Origin of the sequence: Pantoea sp. WMus005, assembly GCF_013415305.1 — a bacterium.
Lineage (GTDB): Bacteria > Pseudomonadota > Gammaproteobacteria > Enterobacterales > Enterobacteriaceae > Pantoea > Pantoea rara.
This window is the reverse complement of the sequence record NZ_JACBXU010000008.1, coordinates 64,573-88,505: the sequence shown is the minus strand read 5'-3', so window position 1 is coordinate 88,505 and position 23,933 is coordinate 64,573. Positions and strand designations below refer to the sequence as shown.

The following is a 23,933-nucleotide window of genomic DNA, read 5'->3' as shown; positions in this document are numbered from 1 at the left end:
ATTTTTATGCAAATTAAGTAACAACCAGCCGGGCAATCGTTAACAATGTTGCCCGGTTTGCTTTCAGGTCAGGCAAAAACAGAATCGAACGCGCCATAACGCGTCAGGAGCATGTGTTGGAGCAGAATCAACAATCGCCCGCCGCCACGATGAAGGATGTCGCGGAACACGCGGGCGTCTCAACCGCCACCGTATCGCGTGCGCTGATGAATCCAGAAAAGGTTTCTGCGGCCACCCGCCATAAAGTCGAGCAGGCGGTTGCCGCCGTCGGCTATGCGGCACATGGCCCCACACGCAACGCGCGTCGTAATGAGACACGTACCATCCTGGTCATTGTCCCTGACATCTGCGATCCCTTCTTTAGTGAAATCATTCGTGGCGTCGAAGTCACAGCAGCCGAAGAGGGCTATCTGGTACTGATCGGCGACTGCGCCCATCAGAATCAGCAGGAGAGAACCTTTCTCAACCTGATGGTCACACGACAGATCGATGGCATGGTGCTGCTTGGCTCACAGCTGCCTTTTGATGCCAGCATTGATGAGCAACGTAACCTGCCACCCATGGTGATGGCAAATGAGTTTGCGCCGGAAATGTCGCTGCCCACGGTTCACATTGATAACCTGACCGCCGCGTTTGAAGCGGTGAATCATTTACTGCAGTTGGGCCATACGCAGATCGCCTGTATCGCCGGACCGGAAGAGATGCCGCTCTGCCAGTATCGTCTGCAGGGATATGTCCAGGCGATGCGCCGCAGCGGGCTGACGGTCGATCCCACTTATATTGTGCGCGGTGACTTCACGTTTGAGGCGGGCGTTGCCGCCATGAATCAGCTGATGACGCTGCCGCTACCGCCGCGTGCCCTGTTCTGCCACAGCGACATTATGGCATTGGGGGCGATGAATCAGGCCAGACGCTGTGGATTGCGGATACCTGAAGATCTCTCTGTGGTCGGATTCGATGACATTGAGTTATCACGTTACTGCGAGCCGCCGCTGACCACGGTCACCCAGCCGCGCTATCAGATAGGCCGGGAAGCGATGCTTCTGCTGCTGGATGAGTTAAATGGTAAACGGGTGATCAGCGGTTCGCGGTTGCTGGATGCCGGATTGACCATCCGGGGCAGTACAGCGCGAGCAAAAAAGCGTGAGAAATAAGCATTTTCGTCTGTTTTTTTCAGTAGATTCTTAAGGCGAACACTGCTGGTCAAAGTTCCGACCCTTAAGTAACATGGCGGACTCCTTGCCGGGCGCGTAAAAATCATCATTTCGCCCATCTGGCACTATTTTTGAAGGGTATAAGAACGAGAGTGGCACAAAAAGATTACGTAGGCCGCGGGCGTTCAACAGGGACGCGTCGCAAAAAAAGCCCCAGCCGTGGCAAGAAGAGCAAAGGCGGTTCGGGAACATCTAAACTGATGATTGTACTGGCGGTCGCAGTGTTGGTGACCTTTGCCGGTGGTTTATGGTTCCTGGCGCATCACAAGAAAGAAGACGTGCCGGTCATTACGGATCATAAAGCCAACGGCAATGGCTTACCGCCGAAGCCCGAGGAGCGCTGGAAATATATTAAAGAGCTGGAGAATCGTCAGGTTACTGTGCCGACCCCTATCGAACCCTCTTCGGGTGGCGAAGTGAAGTCGCAGACCCAGCTGACCGACGAGCAGCGCCAGTTGCTGGAGCAGATGCAGGCGGATATGCGTCAGCAGCCGACGCAGCTCAATGAAGTGCCCTGGAATGAACAGACGCCAGCGCAACGTCAGCAGACACTCCAGCATCAGCAGCAGTTGCAACAGCTGCAACGTCAACAGCAACAGGTTCAGCAACAACGCCAGCAGTTGCAGGCTCAGCAGCAACAGCAACGCCAGCAGCAGTTGCAGCAACAACAACAGCGTCAGCAACAATTGCAACGTCAGCAGCAGCAGCAGCAGCAGCAAAACGTACAACGCCAGTCGCAACCTGCGCCTATAACGCGGGAACCGGAAGTGGAGTCAAAACCGCAGGAGACCGCGAAGGCGAAACCGGTGGAGAAAGCCTCTTCGCAGCGCTGGATGGTGCAGTGTGGTTCATTTAAAGGTACTGACCAGGCTGAATCGGTGCGTGCGGGCTTAGCTTTTGAAGGCTTTGAAAGCCGCATTACTACCGGTGGGGGCTGGAATCGCGTCGTGATTGGTCCGTATAAAGATCGTGCATCCGCTGACAGTACCCTGAAACGTCTGCGCAGTTCCGGACATTCCAGCTGTATTCCGCTCTCCGTCGGGGGTTGAAACCCGTCAAACCCGCCCCATATCTGTTGCATGATACTCCGCGCCCCGTGCGCGGAGTCCTTTTCCGACAGCAACAAGGGGTCTGCCCGTGACAACAATAGTAAGTGTACGACGCAACGGCCAGGTAGTCATTGGCGGTGATGGCCAGGCTACGCTCGGCAATACCGTGATGAAAGGCAACGTTAAAAAAGTGCGTCGTTTATACAATGATAAGGTGATTGCCGGATTTGCTGGCGGCACCGCAGACGCCTTCACCCTGTTTGAACTTTTCGAACGTAAACTGGAAATGCATCAGGGCCACCTGGTGAAAGCAGCGGTGGAGCTGGCCAAAGACTGGCGTACCGACCGTATGCTGCGTCGCCTTGAAGCCTTACTGGCCGTAGCGGATGAGTCAGCCTCACTGATCATCAGCGGTAACGGTGACGTCATCCAGCCTGAAAACGATTTGATCGCCATCGGCTCCGGTGGGCCTTTCGCCCAGGCAGCGGCACGTGCGCTGCTGGAGAATACCGAAATGGGCGCACGCGACATCGTCGAGAAGTCGCTGAATATCGCGGGTGATATCTGCATCTACACTAACCACAACGTTAATTTCGAAGAATTAACGTCTAAGGCGTAAAGGTATAAATATGTCTGAGATGACTCCACGCGAAATCGTCAGCGAATTAAACCGCTTTATCATCGGCCAGGACAGCGCCAAGCGCGCCGTGGCTATTGCACTGCGCAACCGCTGGCGCCGCATGCAGCTCGACGAAGAGCTGCGCCATGAAGTGACCCCTAAAAACATTCTGATGATCGGTCCGACCGGTGTCGGTAAAACCGAGATCGCACGTCGTCTGGCCAAGCTGGCCAATGCACCGTTCATCAAAGTCGAGGCGACTAAATTTACCGAAGTCGGTTATGTCGGTAAGGAAGTGGACTCTATCATTCGTGACCTGACCGATTCGGCCATTAAGATGGTGCGCAGTCAGGCGATTGAAAAGAACAAATATCGTGCCGAAGAGATGGCAGAAGAGCGCATTCTTGATGTGCTGATTCCGCCAGCGAAAAACAACTGGGGCCAGTCAGAACAGAGCGCTGAACCTTCTGCGGCACGCCAGTCGTTCCGCAAGAAGCTGCGCGAAGGCCAGCTGGACGATAAAGAGATTGAGATCGATCTGGCTGCCAGCAGCCCAGGCGTCGAAATCATGGCCCCTCCAGGCATGGAAGAGATGACCAGCCAGCTGCAGTCGATGTTCCAGAACCTCGGCGGCCAGAAGCAGAAAGCCCGCAAGCTGAAGATCAAAGAAGCGATGAAGCTCCTGATCGAAGAAGAAGCGGCAAAACTGGTTAACCCGGAAGAGCTTAAGCAGGATGCGATTGAAGCGGTCGAGCAGCACGGTATCGTGTTCATCGATGAGATCGACAAAATTTGTAAGCGCGGCGGCCAGAATGCGGGCGGACCCGATGTCTCTCGCGAAGGCGTTCAGCGCGACCTGCTGCCGCTGGTTGAAGGCTGCACCGTCTCCACCAAGCATGGCATGGTGAAAACTGACCACATCCTGTTTATCGCCTCAGGTGCGTTCCAGGTTGCCAGCCCTTCCGATCTGATTCCGGAACTTCAGGGCCGTCTGCCGATTCGTGTTGAGCTGCAGGCGCTGACCGTCAATGATTTCCAGCGCATCCTGACCGAGCCGAATGCCTCGATTACCGTGCAGTACAAAGCACTGATGAATACCGAAGGCGTGAACATCGAGTTCACCGAAGAGGGTATTCGCCGGATCGCTGAAGCCGCATGGCAGGTTAACGAAACCACCGAAAATATTGGTGCGCGCCGCCTGCATACCGTGCTGGAGCGTCTGATGGAAGATATCTCGTATGACGCCAGCGATCGTCATGGTGAATCCTTTACCATCGATGCTGACTATGTGGCTAAACATCTGGATGAACTGGTGGCTGACGAAGACCTTAGCCGCTTCATTCTCTGATTCACGGATTCAGCGCTTTTCCAAAGCCCAGCCCACCCGGCTGGGCTTTTTTATGCATGTTCTTGATCGAACGATGCTTTTTTCATACTGATGATTTTGCCAACAATCTGCATATAGCGATATACTTACCCTTCCTGTGGCAAACAGACGAAACCCTTATGAAATACGATACATCTGAACTCTGCGATATCTACCATGAAGAAGTGAATGTTGTTGAACCGCTTTTTTCAAACTTTGGTGGGCGCACTTCATTCGGTGGTCAGATTACCACAGTGAAATGCTTTGAAGACAACGGCTTACTCTACGATCTGCTGGAAGAGAATGGTCGGGGTCGCGTACTGGTGATTGATGGCGGCGGCTCAGTGCGTCGTGCGCTGGTCGATGCCCAACTGGCACGCCTGGCGGCAACTAATGAGTGGGAAGGCCTGGTGGTTTACGGTTCGGTACGCCAGGTTGATGAGCTGGAAGAGCTGGAGATTGGCATTCAGGCCATTGCCGCGATTCCGGCAGGCGCTGCAGGTGAAGGGATTGGCGAAAGCGATGTGCGCGTCAATTTCGGCGGCGTCACCTTCTTCTCCGGCGACCATCTTTATGCCGACAACACCGGTATCATTCTGTCAGAGGATGCGCTGGACCTCGAATAAGCCAGACATGAAAACGGGTGCCAGAGCACCCGTTTTTCACATCAGCTGAGGCTTCAAACCTCTTCCATTTTTCCCAGCAATGCACGCAGACGTTCCTGCCACACGTGTTGCTCTTCTTTCAGATGCTGATTTTCACGCATCAGCGCATCGTGGTTGCCCGCGACTTGTTGCGCATCGTTACGCAGTGAGTTGTTTTGCTCTTTCAGCTCTTCGATTTCCATCTGCAACAGGGTGATGGTATCAATCGCCTGCTGTACTTTCGCTTCCAGTTTCTCAAACACTTCAAATGACATCTTTCTGACCTCTCCTAAATTCCTGCAAGGCGTTGATGATGCCAGCTTAAGCCAGCAACGTTGTCCCGATTGTATGTAGCCTCACCCCTCAAGTCCAGCAACGTGGCCGCTGCGAGCGCAGTCTGTAACACTTTTCAGCCAATCCCTGAATTTACGCTGCGCTTACTGTTGCTGCTTTTCGGCAAGGGTCCACTCTTCCTGTAATCAGGCGCGAATATGGGCTAAGGAAAGCCAGAATACGCGAAAACGCGCATTTTTATGACGCAGTACACAAAAAACGATTTCGCTATTTCTCGTTTATGTTCGTTAACGATAAATTCACATCAGCCCTACATTAAAACGGGGTGCCTCATGGACTGAGAACAAAAACTGATAAAATTTAACCTCGCTTCAGGAACCACTATTATGAGTCAGACAACTAACACACTCAAAGGTCAGTGTATTGCCGAATTTCTGGGGACAGGCTTGATTATTTTCTTTGGTGCAGGCTGTGTGGCTGCACTGAAACTCGCCGGTGCCGCCTTCGGTCAGTGGGAAATCTGCATCATCTGGGGCTTAGCGGTCTCAATGGCTGTCTATCTTACCGCTGGGGTATCAGGTGCCCATCTGAACCCTGCCGTTACGGTTGCGCTTTGTCTGTTCGCCAACTTCGAAGGCCGTAAAGTGGTCCCGTATATTCTGGCGCAAATCGCCGGAGCATTCTGCGCGGCCGCGCTGGTTTATGGTCTCTACTACAGCCTGTTTTTCGATTACGAACAAAGTCATCAGATGGTACGCGGTACGGTTCAGAGTCTGGATCTGGCGGGTATCTTCTCAACCTATCCTAACCCGCACATCAGCGTCGGTCAGGCGTTCCTGGTCGAGATGGTCATTACCGCCGTGCTTATGGCGGTGATTATGGCGCTGACCGACGATGGCAACGGTGTTCCGCGTGGACCGATGGCGCCGCTGTTGATTGGCCTGCTGGTCGCTGTTATTGGTGGCTCAATGGGTCCGCTGACCGGCTTTGCTCTTAACCCGGCGCGTGATTTCGGACCTAAGCTGTTCGCCTTCTTCGCTGGCTGGGGTAACGTTGCCTTTACGGGTGGTAAAGATATTCCTTACTTCCTGGTCCCTATTTTTGGCCCGCTGGTCGGTGCCTGCCTGGGTGCAGTAGGTTATCGCACTCTGATTGGCCGCTACCTGCCAGGTGCCGCGCAGGAACCCAGTGTTCCAGCAGAAAAACCGGTTGCACGCGCTCAGCAGCGTAAAGCGTAAGTTTCACTTTTTATCATCAGGACTGAATTTATGACTACCACAGATAAAAAATATATTGTCGCGCTCGATCAGGGCACAACCAGTTCCCGCGCCGTCGTTCTCGACCATGACTCCAATATCGTCGCGGTATCGCAGCGCGAATTCACCCAGATCTACCCGAAAGCGGGTTGGGTAGAACATGACCCGATGGATATCTGGGCTTCACAAAGCTCGACGCTGGTCGAAGTGCTGGCCCATGCCGATATCCGCTCTGATGAGATTGCGGCAATCGGTATTACCAACCAGCGCGAAACCGCTATTGTCTGGGAAAAAGAGACCGGCAAACCGATCTACAACGCCATCGTCTGGCAGGATCCCCGCACCGCTGACTACTGTCACAAACTGAAGAAAGAAGGTCTGGAAGAGTACATCCAGCACACCACCGGTCTGGTGATTAACCCTTACTTCTCCGGTACAAAAGTGAAGTGGATTCTGGATCACGTTGAAGGCTCGCGTGAGCGTGCAAAACGTGGCGAGCTGCTGTTCGGTACCGTTGATACCTGGCTGGTATGGAAAATGACTCAGGGACGCGTGCACATCACCGACTACACCAACGCCTCCCGTACCATGATGTTCAATATTCATAAGCTCGAGTGGGATCAGCGCATGCTGGATATCCTGGATATCCCGCGTGAAATGCTGCCAGAAGTGAAGTCCTCTTCTGAGGTTTACGGCCAGACCAACATTGGTGGTAAAGGCGGTACACGTATTCCTATCGCCGGTATCGCCGGTGACCAGCAGGCCGCACTGTACGGACAGCTCTGTGTACAGCCTGGCATGGCAAAAAACACCTACGGTACCGGCTGCTTCATGCTGATGAACACCGGTACGGAAGCGGTGACCTCGACTCACGGCCTGCTCACCACTATCGCCTGTGGCCCGCGCGGTGAAGTGAACTATGCACTGGAAGGTGCTGTATTTATCGGTGGTGCCTCTATTCAGTGGCTGCGTGATGAGATGAAGCTGATCAGCGAAGCGGCTGACTCTGAATACTTTGCGATGAAAGTGAAAGATACCAATGGCGTTTACATGGTGCCTGCTTTCACCGGTCTGGGCGCACCTTACTGGGACCCGTATGCCCGTGGCGCGATCTTCGGTCTGACCCGCGGCGCAAACTCTAACCACATCATCCGCGCGACGCTGGAGTCAATCGCTTATCAGACGCGTGACGTTCTGGAAGCGATGCAGAACGATGCCAATACCCGCCTGCAGGCCCTGCGCGTGGATGGTGGTGCGGTATCCAACAACTTCCTGATGCAGTTCCAGGCTGACATCCTTGGCACCCGTGTTGAGCGTCCGGAAGTGCGTGAAGTAACCGCGCTGGGTTCTGCGTATCTGGCTGGTCTGGCTGTTGGCTTCTGGCAGGATCTGGATGAAGTACGCTCTAAAGCCGTTATCGAGCGTGAGTTCCGTCCAAGTCTGGAAACCACCGAGCGTAACTTCCGTTATGCTGGCTGGAAAAAAGCGGTTGCCCGCGCCCAGGCATGGGAAGAACAGGAGTAATATCAACGCCCGCGACGTTGGCCGTCGCGGGCCTTTTCCCCGCCCCGCTCTCCCCGCTGTGATACACTGCCTGCCGGTTTTTTGTCAGGTAGATGCCATGAAACGAGAACTTGCGATTGAATTTTCCCGCGTAACCGAAGCTGCCGCCCTGGCAGGCTATCACTGGTTAGGACGCGGCGACAAAAATGCGGCTGACGGAGCGGCTGTCCATGCCATGCGTCATGTCCTGAACTCCATTGAAATTGACGGTCAGATTGTGATCGGTGAAGGCGAAATCGACGAAGCCCCGATGCTCTATATCGGTGAAAAAGTCGGTACCGGTCACGGTGATGCAGTCGATATTGCCGTCGATCCGATTGAGGGTACCCGCATGACGGCGCTTGGCCAGGCGAATGCGCTGGCCGTAATGGCTGTGGGCGATAAAGGCAGCTTTCTGCACGCCCCCGACATGTATATGGAAAAACTGATCGTAGGTCCTGCTGCACATGGCGCGATCGACCTCGACCTGCCGCTGGAAACTAACCTGCGTAATATCGCGATTGCGATGAACAAGCCGCTGTCACAGCTGACCGTGTCGATCCTGGCTAAGCCGCGTCATGATGCGGTGATTAGCGAATTGCAGCAGCTGGGCGTGCGGGTATTTACCTTCCCGGATGGCGATGTCGCCGCCTCTATTCTGACCTGCATGCCGGACAGCGAAGTGGATGTGATGTATGGTATCGGCGGCGCGCCCGAAGGCGTGGTCTCTGCGGCAGTCATCCGCGCGCTTGATGGCGATATGCAGGGCCGGTTGCTGGCGCGTCACCACGTCAAAGGCGACAGCGCGGAAAATCGTCGGCTTGGCGAGCAGGAACTGCAGCGCTGTGCAGAGATGGGGATTGAAGCGGGTAAGAAGCTGACGCTAGGTGAGATGGCGCGCAATGACAACGTGGTGTTTGCCGCCACCGGCATTACCAGTGGCGAGTTACTGAAAGGCATTACGCGTCAGGGCAATATCGCCACCAGCGAAACCCTGCTGATTCGCGGTAAATCACGCACCATTCGCCGTATCCAGTCGATTCACTATCTCGACCGTAAAGATCCGGCGCTCCATCCGTTTATCCTGTAACCGGCTGGTTGCCGCGCTCCGGCTGACGTGAGAGCGGCAACCAACAGAGCAGCATCACCAGCGCCGTGAAGAACATCAGCATGCCAAGGCTGAATTGATCGCGCTGTGGCATCATGGCAGACAGCCACGCCACCAGACCCGATCCCAGGTTCTGCATCCCGCCAATCAGCGCGCCCGCACTACCCGCCAGCCAGGCATACGGCTCCATTGCCCCTGAAGTCGCCAGCGGGAACAGCATGCCAGCGCCAAAGAAGAACAGCGCGGCAGGCACCAGCAGCGTCCAGATATTCATTATGCCGAACCACGCCGGGATCCACATCAGAATGCCTGCCAGCAGACAGCTATTCACGCCCCACCACATCAGACTGTGCCATGAACCCTGCTCGCGACCGGCGAACCAGGCACCGAAGAACGCCGCTGGAATCGGCAGGATGAAGAGGATGCTGACGGTCAGGCTATGCAGACCGAGAACGCCGCCCAGCAGCACGCCACAGCTCGACTCAAATACCGCAATCCCGGCCAGCGCGCCAATCAGCAGCACAATGTAGCGAACGAAATTCGCGTCGCTGAGCAGGCGAGCGTAGCGTTTGAAGAAAGGGGTCACTTCCGCGCTCTGCGGCCGGGTTTCCGGCAGCCAGCGTGCCATTGACAGCGTAACCGCCAGACAAAGCAGCAGCAGGAAGGCGAAACAGGCATGCCAGCCAAAGAGTTGGGTCAGCAGTGCGCCAATCACCGGTGCCAGCAGCGGGCTGACCAGGATGCCCATATTAAGCAGGCTGTTAGCGCGGCGCAGCGCGTGCCCCTCATACAGATCTCGCGGCATAGTGCGGGCCATTACGCCAGCCACGCCGGTTCCCAGTCCCTGAATAGCGCTGCCGAGCACCAGCATATTGAGTGAGGTCGCCATCAGAGCCGTGATTGCGCCGATCATAAAGATCGCCATGCCTGCCAGGATCACCGGACGGCGACCCACGCTGTCTGACAGTGGTCCGTAGATCAGCTGGGATCCGCCATAGGTCATCAGATAAGCCGCCATTACACGCTGCAGCGCGCCATCCCGCACATTCAGAGCGTCCGCCATTACCGACATCGCCGGGACATAGATGGTCTGTGCCATCTGCCCAACGGCCACCAGCACAATGAGCATCACCAGCAGCGGGCGATTTTCCAGTTTACTAATCATGATTATGCAAAATTTCTTTCTGTGAAAGGAGGTTAAAACAGCGGTTCACCCGCCAGTCATCTTGTTATAGCGGGCAAAATATCAGGATTAGATGACAAAGCGAGAGGCAGGCCGAAAGGTCCCGGCTTGCACCCGTCAAGTTTATGGGCCAGCCTGTAAAGGCAAAGCAACAGTTTGTCGATTAGAGCCTTTGCCTGGGCGCAAGCTGGCATTCTCACTGGCTAGTCGCGAAAATGGTGACCTGCCTGAATAATCAACAACCAGGGAGTGATTATGGCTGAGTGGGTCAATGCGGAAGTAAAGGAAGTGAAAAACTGGACGGATGCGCTGTTCAGTCTCCGGGTCAAAGCGCCTATCGATCCCTTTATCGCCGGGCAATTTGCCAAGCTGGCACTGGAAATTGACGGTGAGCGTGTGCAGCGCGCTTACTCTTTCGTCAATGCGCCGAAAGATGATCTGCTGGAGTTTTACCTGGTCACCGTGCCCGAGGGCAAGCTGAGTCCGCATCTGCAGGCACTCCAGCCTGGCGATCAGGTGATGGTCACGAAAGAAGCCGCAGGATTCTTTGTGCTTGATGAAGTTCCGGAGTGCAAAACATTATGGATGCTGGCAACCGGCACCGCTATTGGCCCTTACCTTTCCATGCTTCAGCAAGGCGAAGGGCTGGATCGCTTTGAAAACATCGTGCTGGTCCATGCCGCACGCTATGCGGCAGACCTGAGCTTTTTGCCCCTGATGCAGCAACTGCAGCAGCATTATCAGGGCAAGCTGCACATCCAGACGGTGGTGAGCCGCGAAACGATCCCCGGTTCGCTGACGGGCCGGGTTCCGGCGCTGATCGAAAATGGCGAGCTGGAGCGTGCCACAGGATTAACGCTGGATGCCGATAGCAGCCATGTGATGCTGTGCGGCAACCCGCAGATGGTGCGTGATACGCAACAATTACTGAAAGAGACGCGCGAGATGCGGAAGCACCTGAAGCGCAAGCCGGGCCATATCACCAGCGAACATTACTGGTGAGCCGTTTGCCGGTATCGTACCGGCTGGGTCGCGGTACCAAACCGGTTAGCGCCGGGGGTGCCGCGAAAAACGCCAAGTTCGAGCAGCAGGCCAGCGATTAACACAAAGGGAATAGCGCGACCCAATAGCCAGGGCAGAATGCCGCTCAGCATGCTCCAGTTTCCTGCCACCAGCAGCCAGGCAACAATCACCAGAAATCCCCAGTAGCCGGGACGATTACGATCGTGCAGACGTTTTACAATGACTGCGCTGGCGGGCCACAGCAGGCAAACCACGCCAAAGGCCGCCATCTGGGTATCAACCCAGTCGTTTGCTGCCAGGGTAAATAACAGTGTCGTTGTCAGCACCCAGACCGCCTGCCAGATCCAGAAATCACGTCGTCCCAGACGGCCGCGCCAGGAAAAACACCATTGTTGTAACGTCATGCATTATCATCCAGAGAGAAGAGAACCGCCGCGCTTTTGACCTCGCGGATAAAAACCGTTTTAATTTGCGCCTGAGTTTACGGGTTAGGATCGACAAAATGAAGAATTTGCCTGGCGCGCTGCTGTTATCATTTGCGCTGACGGTTCCGGTCTTTGCCGCCGATCCGCCACCGCAGGAACGGCCCGAAGCCTTGCCTACCGCGCCCTATCTGCTGGCGGGTGCTCCCACCTTTGATATGACTATCGGCCAGTTTCGCGAAAAGTATAATCTGGCCAATGCGACGCTGATGCTGCCGGAATATCGCGCGATTGATAATCGGGGTGACAAAAGTAACCTGACGCGCGCTGCCAGCAAAATCAATGAAACGCTCTATGCATCTACCGCACTGGAACCCGGCACCGGCAAAATCAAGACGCTGCAAATTACCTGGCTGCCCTTGCCAGGACCGGATCAGAGCGCCTCGCAGCAAAAAGCGCTGGCCTACATGACGGCCATGCTGCGCTTCTTTGTACCGGGACTGAGCGCCGACGAGGGGCGTAAAAAGCTGGAAGGTTTGCTGAAGGAAGGTAAGGATTTGCCCTACTTTGCGCAGGTCGACGGCGCGCTCCGTTTTGTGGTAGCTGACAACGGTGACAAGGGGCTGACCTTCGCCGTTGAGCCGGTAAAACTGGCACTCGCGAACCCCTGAAGATGTGGCTGAAAATGACGAAAAGCAAAGCCATCACTACATTTGATCTCTATACTGTCTGGCAGACAATGCTGCCAGTTGGCAGTGATTTTTCATGTATCGCTTTATGCGGAGGATAGAATGCGACATCCACTGGTTATGGGTAACTGGAAGTTGAATGGCAGCAAGCAGATCACAGCTGAACTGATCGCGGGTTTGCGCAAAGAACTGTCTGGCGTAGAGGGTTGTGGCGTCGCCATTGCACCGCCAGCGCTCTATCTTGAGCAGGCAAAACACGCCATCTCCGGTAGCCACATCGCACTGGGTGCGCAGAACGTGGACGTTAACCTGTCTGGCGCATTTACCGGTGAAGTTTCCGCAGAAATGCTGAAAGATATCGGTGCGAAATACATCATTATCGGTCACTCAGAACGCCGCACTTACCACAAAGAGAGCGACGAGTTCATCGCGAAGAAATACGCGGTTCTGAAGTCAGTGGGTCTGATTCCTGTGCTGTGCATTGGTGAAACCGAAGCAGAAAACGAAGCGGGTAAAACCGAAGAAGTCTGCGCTCGTCAGCTGGATGCCGTGCTGGAAACCCAGGGTGCCGAAGCGTTCAAAGATGCGGTCATCGCGTATGAGCCAGTCTGGGCCATCGGTACCGGAAAATCGGCGACCCCTGCTCAGGCACAGGCCGTGCACAAATTCATTCGTGATCATATCGCGAAGAAAGATGTTGCTATCGCAGAACAGGTCATTATCCAGTACGGCGGCTCAGTGAACGATAAGAACGCTGCTGAGCTGTTCACTCAGCCCGATATCGATGGCGCGCTGGTTGGCGGTGCGTCACTGAAAGCAGACGCTTTCGCAGTGATCGTTAAAGCTGCGGCAGCTGCAAAAAACGCCTAGCATTAACGTACCGATCAAAGGCGGCGCTTAAGCCGCCTTTTTTATGGGCGCAATCAGCTCACAGCTGTGATCCTGCAATTCCTCCGCCGAGCCACTGTTCAGCAGCAGCCAGTTCCGCTCTATCGCCATCAGCACCAGTCGCCCATCGCTTAACTCAGCCAGTGCCAGCCCATATTTTCCCATCTCTGTACGAGCTTCTGGTCGCTCATCGGCCAGCCGGATAAATGCACTCTGCTGAGTCAGCTCATCTGCCGTCAGGGCTCGCAGCCAGTAGCGGTGCTTAATTAACGTGATGGCCTGCCACTGCCCACTAAGCTGCGGTGTCAGCTGATCCAGTTGCTGACGCACGTCGGGTCGCAGACAGGAGAGATGAATATGGAACTGGTTCTGCGTCCGGCCATACTGTGAATTGATGGCCAGTGACAGAACCCGATCATCAATGGGTGAGCCGCGTCGTTGTGCAAGCAGGATTCGTTCATGCCACGCAAGAGCAAAGTAGTTGGGCGTTGCGGGTTGCAGTAACCGTGGGCTTTCGATGCCGGTGATTTTGTCGAGCGGGATCAGCAGATACTGCAATGGACCATGCATATCCTTCAGCATGGCATAGCGATGCTGCTGATCGACACGCTGACAGGGCGCAGGGTCTCCGCTGCTCCGCTGATGAGGCACACATTTCTCGCTGACAATCTGCCACAGCGCATCACTGTTTTTTTTGAAATGCAGTGCGGCAACCAATATCCCCGCAATGACCAGCACCAGCAGAACCGCAACCAGACTGGTTGCACGACGATTTGTCGGCATAACAACGCTTCCTGAATGGTTTAGCAGCCTGCATCCTCGCCTGGGGAGAAAGGAATGTCACGGGGAATTCGGGCGACTAACCCAGTGGCCGGGCAACGAAGAGAGAAAGATGGGATTATTGTGGATAAGCGGTCAGCGCAGGGATGCACTGACCGCAACGTATTACGGTTTCATGACCTGATCATAGCTGCCGCCATCGGCGAAGTGCGCTTTCTGAGCCTGTGCCCAGCCACCAAATTTATCCTGAATGGTAAACAGTTTCACTGGCGCAAACTGGCTGGCGAATTTCTTCGCGACTTCGGCATCACGCGGACGATAGTAGTTTTGTGCCGCGATAGTCTGACCTTCTGGCGAATAAAGGTATTTCAGATAAGCGTCTGCGACTTTACGCGTTTCCTTTTCATCCACCACTTTATCGACCACTGATACAGTGGGTTCAGCCAGAATTGATTCGCTCGGGGTGACAATCTCGAACTTGTCTTTACCCAGCTTGTTAACCGCCAGATAGGCTTCGTTTTCCCAGGCGATCAGCACATCACCTATCCCGCGTTCAACGAAGGTGTTGGTCGCGCCGCGCGCACCGGAATCCTGCACTTCAACGTTTTTAAACAGCGCTCTGACGTACGCCAGCGCTTTGGCCTGATCGCCATGGTTATGATCCAGCGCCCAGCCCCAGGCCGCCAGATAGTTCCAGCGTGCGCCGCCGGAGGTTTTCGGGTTAGGGGTAATCACGGACACGCCTGGTTTGATCAGGTCGCTCCAGTCATGGATACCCTTGGGATTATCTTTGCGGACCAGGAAGACAATGGTGGACGTGTAAGGCGCAGAGTTATCAGGCAGACGCTGAATCCAGTTCTTATCAATACGACCGCGTTCTGCAATAGCATCGACATCCGATTGCAACGCCAGTGTGACGACATCCGCACGGATGCCATTAATCACTGAGGTCGCCTGTTTACCGGAACCGCCATGCGACTGACGGACCACGACATTATCCCCGGTTTCCTGTTTGTAGTGCGCACTGAACGCTTTGTTGTACTGTTCGTACAGCTCACGGGTTGGATCGTAGGAAACGTTTAACAGCTGAATGTCTTTCGCCAGAACGCTGGTTGAGGCCAGCAACAGGGTAACGCCGATACTCCACTTGTTCATTACGCACTCTCCCAATGTCGTTATGGGCTCAGCGTGACATAAACTATTACAGAGCTAAAAGAATTAAAAATAAGCGGTTATAACTTTGGGGAATATCGAACGAGAATGCAGGGGGCATGCTGTGCAGCACACCCCGCAACAGAACTAATAGAGTTTTTTTGCAGTATCAAGCCAGTCACGCTTGAACGGGCGCTTCATGTTTTCAATCGCGTCAACGATGTCGTGATGCACCATCTTCTCGTTCTGAATGCCGACACAACGGCCGCCGTAACCCTGCATCAGCAATTCAATGGAGTAAGCCCCCATACGTGACGCCAGGATACGGTCATACGCACAAGGTGCGCCGCCACGCTGAATATGGCCCAGAACGGTCGAACGGGTTTCACGTTTGGTTTCTGTTTCAATGAAACGCGCCAGGTCATCGATATCGCAGATGTGTTCGGTAATCGCCACGATAGCGTGCTTTTTACCTTTGGCGATGCCCGCTTTGATTTCCGCTACCAGCTCTTCGCGGGTGTACGGGAATTCTGGCAGCACGATGAACTCACAGCCACCGGCAATCGCTGCCGCCAGGGTCAGATCGCCACAGTAGCGGCCCATCACTTCAACAATCGAGATACGCTGATGCGAGGAAGAGGTATCTCGCAGGCGGTCAATCGCTTCAACCACGGTTTCCAGCGCAGTGAAATAGCCGATGGTGTAATCCGTTCCGGCCACGTCATTGTCGATGGTGCCAGGCAGACCAATGCAGGGGAAGCCCATTTCAGTCAGACGCTTAGCCCCCATGTAGGAACCGTCACCCCCAATCACTACCAGCGCATCGATGCCGCGCTTTTTCATGTTCTCAATGGCGACCTGGCGCACATCTTCATTACGGAACTCAGGGAAACGCGCTGAGCCCAGGAAAGTGCCGCCGCGGTTAATCATGTCGGAGACGCTGTAGCGATCAAGATTGATCATGCGATCTTCGTACAATCCCAGATAACCGTCATAGATCCCAAAAACTTCCAGTCCTTCACTCAGCGCGGAACGAACCACTCCACGAATAGCTGCGTTCATGCCTGGGGCGTCACCGCCGCTGGTTAATACACCAATTTTTTTGATCATGACAACCTCTGGATTGTTCAAAACTAAGGGTTAATCCTGCCTGTCGATCGCTGCTGACATTCACTTTTACGACCAGCGCGACATGTGATGGCAGATAGTATATCAAAGGCTTGCTGCTGAATTGATTCAGGTCAGACAACTTTTCACTATTTTTTGCAGCGATGTTAGCGATACGTCATCCCTGACGTATCGATTTGATTCATTTACGTTAAAAACCTAAAGAATCTTTCGTCTCGAACGGTACCACAGAACAGGGATCCTGATGGATAATTACATCTGAACCGGGAAATTCTTTGCGTAACGCCTTCTCAACCTGATCGGCTACCCGATGCGCCTGTACCAGTGGCAGCTGATCTTCCAGTTCCAGATGCAACTGAATAAATTTGGTCGGGCCGGACTGGCGGGTTCGCAGATCGTGAACGCCCTGCACCTGCGGCCAGTTTGTTGCCAGCGTCAGGATTTGCTGCCGCTCCTCTTCCGGTAACGCGCGATCCAGCAATGACTGCACCGCTTCGTAGCCCATCCGCAATGCGCTATAGAGAATGAAAACACCAATCCCCAGGGCGAACAGGGCATCTGCACGGGCAAAGCCATAGCTGCTCAGCACCAGCGCAATCAAAATGGCGCCATTCATGATGACGTCCGACTGATAGTGCAGCATGTCAGCCCGAATCGCCTGACTGCGGGTTTTACGCACCACCCAGCGCTGAAAGGCGACCAGCACCAGCGTTGAGCTCAGTGCCACAACGGTCACCACAATTCCGACACCTGGCGCCCGCAACTCATTGGGCGTTGCCAGATGCTGCAGGCCGGTCAGAAACAGAAATAGCGCCGAACCGGAAATAAACATGCTTTGCGCCAGGGCCGCCAGCGACTCCGCTTTGCCGTGCCCGAACGTGTGATCTTCATCGGCAGGCTGCAGCGCATAACGCACGACCAGCAGATTGGTCAGCGAGGCGGCGATATCCACCAGTGAGTCGACCAGTGAGGCCAGTAAACTCACCGAACCGGTGTACCACCAGGCAAAAATTTTCACTATTAAAAGCACAGACGCAAGAATGGTGGCAGCGAGCGCAGCACGCTTTACCAGTCGGCCATAAGAGGGTTGCATGCCAGATTCCCTATGCGCTATCAGTGAGGATGCGCACTTAAATGGATGAATGGCTGAAGTTTAACACCAGGAGGCGGGCTGTGCTTAACGGGTGATTTTCCGGATCAGGCTCATTTGAGAAACGCAGGGGTATTAAGTAAAGCAGGCAAAAATAACAAGCCCCGACCTTTGGAGGACGGGGCAAAGTGTCATACACATCATTGCCAGACCATACTTAGCGACTGGCCGATGCTGAGAAAAGATCGGCGACTACTTTTTACCGCCTTTTTTCCCGGCTTCTGATGCCTTTTCACGATCGTTTTTGAAGTTTCCGCCGCCGCTGTTCTGTCCACCTTTTTTGCCAGCTTCAGACGCTTTTTGCGGATTATCTGCGAAATTACCTGAACCACCACGATGCTCTGCCATAACTTACTCCGTTAATAGTTTCATTCAGGACTACATAATGTGGTTGCTGCTCCCTGAGACTTCGCAAAGACACTTAACTTCCCTGCAGTGACAGGATTTAGTCTAGGAGATGCGCCTGAACCGGCAAGCGTAACGCGGGGATTTTATCTGGTTGAAAGATATGAAAAAAAACCTCAGAGACCACCTGTAATTCATTTAATTTCAGTGAGTTATAATATTTTACAGGCAGCAGAACGCTTGCCGGTCCGTTTAAATTTACGCCGTGACGCAAATAATAAGAAATCGATGAATCTGATGTAAAAAATCTCGATACACGCTAATAAAACGGATGTTTTATTGATAGGTGATGATTCCGGTCAAAATAAAAAAAGTGAAAAAAAGATAAAAAAAACCCCCACCATCATGGCGGGGGAAGACAGGGATGTGTCTATGGCAAGGAAAACAGGGATACTATGTTACTGGTTACTGCTGGTACTACTCACTGCCTGCAGCGATGACGCTGACTGCAAATTCGAAAACTGTCGCAGCTCATTAAGTCGCCGCTGGTAATTCTTCTGTAACGTGGACTGCTGGGCCGGCGTTAGCAGCTGAAACATTTGATTCTGTACGCGCGCCATCTCGACCTGCTGTTCAACCTGAACTCTGGCGATAACTTCCGCCTTCTGACGGATGGCCGCTTCATTAAACTGGTCTGCAGTCACTAACTCATGGAGTGCTGCGATATCATCAATATGAACGACCGGGCGATCATGTCGGGCCTGTTGCATCAGGTCACGCATCTGCTGACGTTGCTCTTCAGTCAGCTCGATACCGTCGAACATGTGGCTTTGCGGATTTTGCGTCATACTGCCTGTCGGCAATCCGCCATGATGCATCTCGTCAATCGTCGTCGCATCTTTAGCATCTGCGCTGGCGACACTCAGAGCCATCGCTGAGGCAAGGACGACGGCGGTTACTTTGCGCATCGTGTACTCCAGTTCGTTCCGTTTTGCGATTCAACGAGAGCCAGTGTACGGCGACAGCTGCAAACATCCGTCAGGGGGTGTAAAACTACGTAAAGCGATGGATAGGTGCGCCAGGAACACGGTATTTTGCCTGCGGAGGGCTACAAAAATGAATAAAATCCTGTTGGTAGATGACGACCGCGAATTAACTTCGCTTTTAAAAGAACTGTTAGAAATGGAAGGGTTTGAAGTGGTGGTCGCCAGTGATGGTGAACAAGCACTGAACCTGCTCGATAACTCTATTGATTTGCTTTTACTGGATGTCATGATGCCGAAGAAAAACGGTATCGACACCCTGAAAGAACTGCGCCAGCAACATCAAACCCCCGTCATCATGCTAACGGCGCGCGGAAGCGAGCTGGATCGCGTTCTGGGCCTCGAACTGGGTGCAGATGACTATCTGCCTAAGCCGTTTAACGATCGCGAACTGGTGGCGCGTATCCGCGCTATTTTGCGGCGCTCAAACTGGAGTGAACAGCAGCAGCAACATGATAACAGCTCACCTACGCTGGAAGTGGACTGCCTGCGTCTCAATCCCGGCCGTCAGGAGGCCAGTTTTGATGATGTCACGCTGGATCTTACCGGTACTGAGTTCACCCTGCTCTACCTGCTGGCGCAGCATCTGGGCCAGGTCGTGTCGCGTGAACATCTGAGTCAGGAAGTGCTGGGCAAACGCCTGACACCTTTTGACCGTGCCATTGATATGCATATCTCGAATCTGCGTCGCAAGCTGCCTGAGCGCCGTGACGGTCATCCCTGGTTTAAAACGTTACGTGGCCGCGGCTATCTGATGGTTTCGGCATCATGATTGGAAGTCTGACCACCCGTATCTTCGCTATCTTCTGGTTAACGCTGGCGCTGGTGTTGATGCTGGTGTTAATGGTGCCCAAACTTGATTCACGACAGATGACCTCGCTGCTGGAGAGTGAACAGCGGCAGGGCATCATGATTGAGCAACACGTCGAAGCAGAGCTGTCACAGGATCCCCCTAACGATCTGATGTGGTGGCGTCGCCTGTTTCGGGCTGTGGAAAAGTGGGCACCGCCGGGTCAGCGGCTGCTGTTAGTAACCAGTGAAGGTCGGGTGATCGGCGCGCAACATAATGAAATGCAGGTTATCCGCAATTTTATCGGCCAGTCTGACAATGCCGATCATCCACAAAAGAAGAAATATGGTCGCGTTGAGCTGGTAGGGCCTTTTGCCGTCCGGGATGGCGAAGATAACTACCAGCTTTACATGATCCGTCCCGCCAACAGTTCCCAGCTCGATTTTGTCAATCTGCTGTTTGACCGTCCATTATTGCTGCTTATCGTCACCATGCTGATCAGCTCACCGCTGCTGCTGTGGCTGGCATGGAGCCTGGCACGCCCGGCACGTAAGCTGAAATATGCCGCCGATGAAGTCGCAAGTGGAAACCTGCGTCAGCATCCGGAACTGGAGTCAGGTCCGCAGGAGTTTCTGGCCGCGGGTTCCAGCTTTAACCAGATGGTCAGTGCGCTGGAACGGATGATGACCGGTCAGCAACGCCTGTTATCGGATATCAGCCATGAACTGCGTACCCCGCTTACCCGCCTGCAACTGGCTACCGCGCTGCTGCGTCGGCGACAGGGTGAAGGTAAGGAGCTGGCCCGCATTGAGATGGAAGCACAGCGACTTGACGGCATGATTAACGATCTGCTGGTGCTCTCGCGCACCCAGCATAAAAATGCGCTGGTCAGCGAAGCGATGAAGGCGAATCAGTTGTGGAATGGCGTGCTGGAAGATGCCCGTTTCGAAGCTGAGCAGATGGGCAAGAAGATGGATATCCCCTATCCGCCGGGGCCATGGCCGCTTTATGGCAACCCTCATGCGCTGGAGAGTGCGCTGGAAAATATCGTGCGCAATGCGCTGCGCTATTCACACACGCACATTAGCGTCAGCTTCTCCGTCGATATTTCCGGTATCACGGTACACGTTGATGATGATGGTCCTGGCGTAAGTCCGGAAGATCGTGAACAGATTTTCCGTCCCTTCTACCGTACCGATGAAGCACGCGATCGCGAATCAGGCGGCACTGGTCTCGGTCTGGCAATTGTCGAAACCGCGGTGCAGCAACATCGCGGCTGGGTTAAAGCCGATGACAGCCCATTGGGCGGCCTGCGTCTGACCCTCTGGTTGCCGCTCTACTCCTCCGGCCGTCAATAATTTGCTATGCTTCGGCCCCTGTCATCGGGGGCCTTATGCTTAATATTGTCTTGTTTGAACCAGAAATTCCGCCGAATACCGGCAACATCATTCGCCTGTGCGCTAATACGGGCTTCCAGCTTCATTTGATTCAGCCGCTCGGCTTTGCCTGGGATGACAAGCGTTTACGTCGTGCCGGGCTGGATTACCACGAATTTACGGCCATTAAATTCCATGCTGACTATCAGGCGTTTGTCGCCAGCGAGTCGCCTGAGCGTCTGTTTGCGCTGACGACCAAGGGAACACCTGCGCACAGTGCCGTTGCCTATCAGGCGGGGGATTATTTGCTGTTTGGACCGGAGAGCCGTGGACTGCCCGCTGAGATTCTGGCCGCGTTACCGGCACAGCAAAAAATCCGCATCCCGATGAGACCCGAAAGCCGTAGTATGAATTTGTCGAATGCTGTATCAGTTGTGGTTTATGAAGCGTGGCGCCAGCTGGATTACGCAGGCGCGCTGATTAAAGACTAGATACCGTCGCCAAACTGAAAACCGGCCAGGCTGCCATTGAAGTGCTGATCCATATCCATCGACGGCTTTTCACTGCCTGGCTTACCGACGATACGCGCGGGTACGCCTGCTGCAGTGGTATGCGGCGGCACGGGTTGTAAAACCACAGAACCAGCACCGATTTTTGCTCCCTTGCCGACTTCAATATTGCCGAGTACTTTCGCACCGGCACCAATCATCACCCCTTCACGAATTTTAGGATGACGGTCGCCGCTGGTTTTACCGGTTCCGCCCAGGGTCACTGATTGCAGGATCGAGACATCATGCTCAACTACGGCGGTTTCGCCAATCACAATGCCAGTGGCATGGTCGAGCATGATGCCGTGGCCGATGTTGGCAGCGGGATGAATATCGACGGCAAAAGAGACGGAGATTTCATTCTGCAGATAAACCGCCAGTGCACGCCGACCTTCATTCCACAGCCAGTGGCCAATGCGGTAGGCCTGCAAGGCGTGAAAACCTTTGAGGTAGAGCAGCGGCGTGGAGTATTTATCGACTGCCGGGTCGCGCTGACGCACGGCCTGAATATCGTAGGCCGCTGACATAATCAGCGACGGATCTTCACGGTAAGCTTCTTCAACGATTTCACGAATGGCGATGGCGGGCATAATCGGGTTAGCCAGTTTATTAGCCAGCATATAACTCAGTGCGCTACCGAGATTTTCATGCTTGAGCAATGTCGCGTGGAAGAAGCTGGCCAGCATCGGCTCACAATCAGCCAGCGCGCGCGCTTCTGCTTTGATATTATTCCAGACCAGTTCTAACTCATCAGACGACATTGCTGCTTTCTCCCGATAAAAAAAGCGCCTGAGTGGGCGCTGCAGGTGATGATGCTACGCGTCCTGCGTTAGCCAGTGCTGTTTTCGTCCTTCCTTGTTCGTCCCAGCAGGCTCAATGCTGCATCTCTCGCCGGTTTTTCGCAATACAGCACCTGATAAATCTGCTCGGTGATCGGCATTTCTACGCCCAGACGTGCAGCCAGTGCTTTGACTTCTTTAGTATTTCTGTAGCCTTCTACAACTTGTCCGATAATGCGTTGCGCGCTATCTACATCCTCGCCCTGGCCCAGCATCATGCCAAAACGTCGGTTACGCGACTGATTATCGGTACAGGTCAGCACCAGATCGCCCAGGCCTGCCATGCCCATAAAGGTCGTAGGATCGGCACCCAACGCTGCGCCTAAGCGGCTCATCTCTGCCAGACCACGAGTGATCAGTGCGGTGCGCGCATTCGCGCCAAAACCAATCCCGTCAGAGATCCCGGCACCGATAGCGATCACGTTTTTCACCGCGCCACCCAGTTGTACGCCGACAAAATCAGGGTTGTTATAAACACGGAAGCTTTTACCACAGTGCAGCTTCTGCTGCAGGTCGTCAGCAAACTGCGCATCCGTTGCGGCCAGCGCGATAGCGGTCGGTAATCCCGCTGCCAGCTCTTTCGCAAAGGTCGGCCCGGAGATCACGGCCAGCGGAATAGCATCACCTACGATTTCACGCGCCACATCCTGCAGCAAACGGCCTGTCTCTTTTTCCAGTCCTTTGGTCGCCCAGACAATTCGCGAGTCTGGCTGCAGATGAGGCTTGATCTGCTGCAGCACATCGCCAAACACATGACTCGGCACCACGATCAATAAGTCGCGGCTGGCAGCAATAGCTTTGGTCAGATCAGGTTCAAGGGAAAGATTGTCGGGGAACGGGACATCAGGCAGAAAAGCAGTGTTGCAGCGGTCATTCTGAAGTTGCGCCAGATGCGCCGGGTTATGTCCCCATAGCAGCACCGGATGGCCATTACGGGCCAGCGTAATCGCCAAAGCGGTGCCGTAGGAACCGGCACCGATGACGCTAATCGAAGCGTGAGTTGTCATCAGGCATCCTGATGGGGTGCTGCACCTTCTTCGCCTTGCTGCTGCTGAAGGTAGTTCATGAACAGCGCATCAAAGTTAACCGGTGCCAGGTTCAGCTGCGGGAACGTACCACGTGATACCAGACTGGTAATGCATTCGCGTGCATACGGGAACAGGATGTTCGGGCAGTATGCACCCAGGCAATGTGCCATCTGCGTTCCTTCGATCCCGCTGATGGTGAAGATACCAGCCTGCTGAACTTCACACAGGAAAGCCGTCTCTTCGCCCACAGTGGCGGTTACAGTCACACGAAGTACCACTTCGTAAACTTCGTCAGCCAGCTGAGAAGATGCAGTGTCCAGATCCAGTTTTACGTCCGGTTCCCACTCTTTCTGGAAAACCTGCGGGGCATTTGGCGCTTCAAAAGAGATATCTTTGGTGAATACGCGCTGAATCTGGAATTGCATTTCGTTAGTGTTTTGTTCTGACATGTGACCAA

26 protein-coding genes are annotated in these 23,933 nt (G+C 54.2%); 14 read left to right on the top strand and 12 right to left on the bottom strand.

Features of this window, described 5'->3' with window-relative positions:
* Positions 1-116 precede the first annotated feature (116 nt).
* The 5 genes from cytR to rraA all read left to right on the top strand — a co-directional run bounded on the left by cytR (position 117) and on the right by rraA (position 4,874).
* Complete coding sequence (gene cytR, locus HZZ01_RS20400) at positions 117-1,154, top strand: DNA-binding transcriptional regulator CytR (RefSeq protein ID WP_179899257.1); 1,038 nt, start codon at positions 117-119, stop codon at positions 1,152-1,154.
* A 152-nt stretch (positions 1,155-1,306) separates the two neighbouring features.
* Positions 1,307-2,263 carry a cell division protein FtsN gene (gene ftsN / locus HZZ01_RS20395; RefSeq protein WP_179899256.1) on the top strand — a complete coding sequence of 319 codons (957 nt, stop codon included), beginning with the start codon at positions 1,307-1,309 and terminating at the stop codon, positions 2,261-2,263.
* An 88-nt stretch (positions 2,264-2,351) separates the two neighbouring features.
* Positions 2,352-2,882 (top strand): ATP-dependent protease subunit HslV, encoded by a 531-nt coding sequence (hslV, locus tag HZZ01_RS20390; protein WP_003851234.1) that lies wholly within the window; start codon positions 2,352-2,354, stop codon positions 2,880-2,882.
* A 10-nt stretch (positions 2,883-2,892) separates the two neighbouring features.
* The gene (gene hslU, locus HZZ01_RS20385) at positions 2,893-4,230 is read left to right on the top strand and encodes an HslU--HslV peptidase ATPase subunit (protein ID WP_090967185.1); all 1,338 of its coding nucleotides are present in this window, start codon (positions 2,893-2,895) and stop codon (positions 4,228-4,230) included.
* A gap of 158 nt (positions 4,231-4,388) precedes the next feature.
* Positions 4,389-4,874, top strand: coding sequence for a ribonuclease E activity regulator RraA (rraA, locus tag HZZ01_RS20380; protein ID WP_003851240.1), 486 nt, complete (start codon positions 4,389-4,391; stop codon positions 4,872-4,874).
* 53 nt (positions 4,875-4,927) lie between these two features.
* Here rraA and zapB read toward each other — a convergent pair whose 3' ends face one another.
* Positions 4,928-5,167, bottom strand: coding sequence for a cell division protein ZapB (zapB, locus tag HZZ01_RS20375; protein WP_003851242.1), 240 nt, complete (start codon positions 5,165-5,167; stop codon positions 4,928-4,930).
* Positions 5,168-5,572: 405 nt separating this feature from the next.
* Between zapB and HZZ01_RS20370 the strand changes: the two genes are divergently transcribed.
* The 3 genes from HZZ01_RS20370 to glpX all read left to right on the top strand — a co-directional run bounded on the left by HZZ01_RS20370 (position 5,573) and on the right by glpX (position 9,074).
* Complete coding sequence (locus HZZ01_RS20370; RefSeq protein WP_179899255.1) at positions 5,573-6,424, top strand: MIP/aquaporin family protein; 852 nt, start codon at positions 5,573-5,575, stop codon at positions 6,422-6,424.
* A 30-nt stretch (positions 6,425-6,454) separates the two neighbouring features.
* Positions 6,455-7,966, top strand: a complete 1,512-nt coding sequence (gene glpK, locus HZZ01_RS20365) for a glycerol kinase GlpK (RefSeq protein ID WP_179899254.1) — start codon at positions 6,455-6,457, stop codon at positions 7,964-7,966.
* Positions 7,967-8,063: 97 nt separating this feature from the next.
* The gene (gene glpX / locus HZZ01_RS20360; RefSeq protein ID WP_179899253.1) at positions 8,064-9,074 is read left to right on the top strand and encodes a class II fructose-bisphosphatase; all 1,011 of its coding nucleotides are present in this window, start codon (positions 8,064-8,066) and stop codon (positions 9,072-9,074) included.
* Here the strand turns inward: glpX and emrD are convergent.
* Positions 9,064-10,257: a multidrug efflux MFS transporter EmrD gene (gene emrD / locus HZZ01_RS20355; protein WP_179899252.1), complete on the bottom strand. Its 1,194-nt coding sequence runs from the start codon at positions 10,255-10,257 to the stop codon at positions 9,064-9,066. The genes glpX and emrD overlap by 11 nt on opposite strands.
* A 273-nt stretch (positions 10,258-10,530) precedes the next feature.
* Here emrD and fpr point away from each other — a divergent pair, with 273 nt between their 5' ends.
* The gene (gene fpr, locus HZZ01_RS20350) at positions 10,531-11,277 is read left to right on the top strand and encodes a ferredoxin--NADP(+) reductase (RefSeq protein WP_179899251.1); all 747 of its coding nucleotides are present in this window, start codon (positions 10,531-10,533) and stop codon (positions 11,275-11,277) included.
* Here fpr and HZZ01_RS20345 read toward each other — a convergent pair.
* Positions 11,268-11,702, bottom strand: a complete 435-nt coding sequence (locus HZZ01_RS20345; protein ID WP_179899250.1) for a DUF805 domain-containing protein — start codon at positions 11,700-11,702, stop codon at positions 11,268-11,270. The two genes, fpr and HZZ01_RS20345, sit on opposite strands and share 10 nt — an antisense overlap.
* A 98-nt stretch (positions 11,703-11,800) precedes the next feature.
* On the opposite strand from HZZ01_RS20345, the gene HZZ01_RS20340 reads away from it, so the two are divergent.
* Both HZZ01_RS20340 and tpiA read left to right on the top strand, forming a co-directional pair.
* On the top strand, positions 11,801-12,391 hold the full coding sequence (locus HZZ01_RS20340; RefSeq protein ID WP_179899249.1) for a DUF1454 family protein: 591 nt from the start codon (positions 11,801-11,803) through the stop codon (positions 12,389-12,391).
* 120 nt (positions 12,392-12,511) lie between these two features.
* Positions 12,512-13,279, top strand: a complete 768-nt coding sequence (gene tpiA / locus HZZ01_RS20335) for a triose-phosphate isomerase (protein WP_179899248.1) — start codon at positions 12,512-12,514, stop codon at positions 13,277-13,279.
* A gap of 27 nt (positions 13,280-13,306) precedes the next feature.
* Here the strand turns inward: tpiA and HZZ01_RS20330 are convergent, their stop codons facing one another.
* The 6 genes from HZZ01_RS20330 to cpxP form a co-directional block, all read right to left on the bottom strand.
* Positions 13,307-14,080, bottom strand: coding sequence for a CDP-diacylglycerol diphosphatase (locus HZZ01_RS20330; RefSeq protein WP_179899247.1), 774 nt, complete (start codon positions 14,078-14,080; stop codon positions 13,307-13,309).
* A gap of 162 nt (positions 14,081-14,242) precedes the next feature.
* Positions 14,243-15,232, bottom strand: a complete 990-nt coding sequence (locus tag HZZ01_RS20325; RefSeq protein ID WP_179899246.1) for a sulfate ABC transporter substrate-binding protein — start codon at positions 15,230-15,232, stop codon at positions 14,243-14,245.
* A gap of 144 nt (positions 15,233-15,376) precedes the next feature.
* Complete coding sequence (gene pfkA / locus HZZ01_RS20320; protein WP_003851263.1) at positions 15,377-16,339, bottom strand: 6-phosphofructokinase; 963 nt, start codon at positions 16,337-16,339, stop codon at positions 15,377-15,379.
* A 208-nt stretch (positions 16,340-16,547) separates the two neighbouring features.
* Complete coding sequence (gene fieF / locus HZZ01_RS20315) at positions 16,548-17,450, bottom strand: CDF family cation-efflux transporter FieF (RefSeq protein ID WP_179899245.1); 903 nt, start codon at positions 17,448-17,450, stop codon at positions 16,548-16,550.
* 249 nt (positions 17,451-17,699) lie between these two features.
* On the bottom strand, positions 17,700-17,855 hold the full coding sequence (locus HZZ01_RS20310) for a general stress protein (RefSeq protein ID WP_003851267.1): 156 nt from the start codon (positions 17,853-17,855) through the stop codon (positions 17,700-17,702).
* Positions 17,856-18,310: 455 nt separating this feature from the next.
* Complete coding sequence (gene cpxP / locus HZZ01_RS20305) at positions 18,311-18,820, bottom strand: cell-envelope stress modulator CpxP (protein WP_179899244.1); 510 nt, start codon at positions 18,818-18,820, stop codon at positions 18,311-18,313.
* Positions 18,821-18,968: 148 nt separating this feature from the next.
* Here cpxP and cpxR point away from each other — a divergent pair, with 148 nt between their 5' ends.
* Genes cpxR through trmL form a run of 3 tightly spaced genes read left to right on the top strand, consistent with a single transcriptional unit; the run spans position 18,969 to position 21,552 of the window.
* Positions 18,969-19,667, top strand: coding sequence for an envelope stress response regulator transcription factor CpxR (gene cpxR, locus HZZ01_RS20300; RefSeq protein WP_009088062.1), 699 nt, complete (start codon positions 18,969-18,971; stop codon positions 19,665-19,667).
* Entirely contained in the window at positions 19,664-21,043 is a 1,380-nt protein-coding gene (gene cpxA, locus HZZ01_RS20295) for an envelope stress sensor histidine kinase CpxA (protein WP_179899243.1), read from the top strand. Before cpxR ends, cpxA begins: the two co-directional genes overlap by 4 nt.
* Before the next feature lie 35 nt (positions 21,044-21,078).
* Positions 21,079-21,552, top strand: a complete 474-nt coding sequence (gene trmL / locus HZZ01_RS20290) for a tRNA (uridine(34)/cytosine(34)/5-carboxymethylaminomethyluridine(34)-2'-O)-methyltransferase TrmL (RefSeq protein WP_179899242.1) — start codon at positions 21,079-21,081, stop codon at positions 21,550-21,552.
* Here trmL and cysE read toward each other — a convergent pair.
* From cysE to secB, 3 genes are all read right to left on the bottom strand, one after another.
* Positions 21,549-22,370: a serine O-acetyltransferase gene (gene cysE, locus HZZ01_RS20285; protein ID WP_179899241.1), complete on the bottom strand. Its 822-nt coding sequence runs from the start codon at positions 22,368-22,370 to the stop codon at positions 21,549-21,551. The two genes, trmL and cysE, sit on opposite strands and share 4 nt — an antisense overlap.
* A 68-nt stretch (positions 22,371-22,438) precedes the next feature.
* Complete coding sequence (gene gpsA, locus HZZ01_RS20280) at positions 22,439-23,455, bottom strand: NAD(P)H-dependent glycerol-3-phosphate dehydrogenase (protein WP_179899240.1); 1,017 nt, start codon at positions 23,453-23,455, stop codon at positions 22,439-22,441.
* The gene (gene secB / locus HZZ01_RS20275; protein ID WP_179899239.1) at positions 23,455-23,925 is read right to left on the bottom strand and encodes a protein-export chaperone SecB; all 471 of its coding nucleotides are present in this window, start codon (positions 23,923-23,925) and stop codon (positions 23,455-23,457) included. Before secB ends, gpsA begins: the two co-directional genes overlap by 1 nt.
* Between the last annotated feature and the right edge of the window lie 8 nt (positions 23,926-23,933).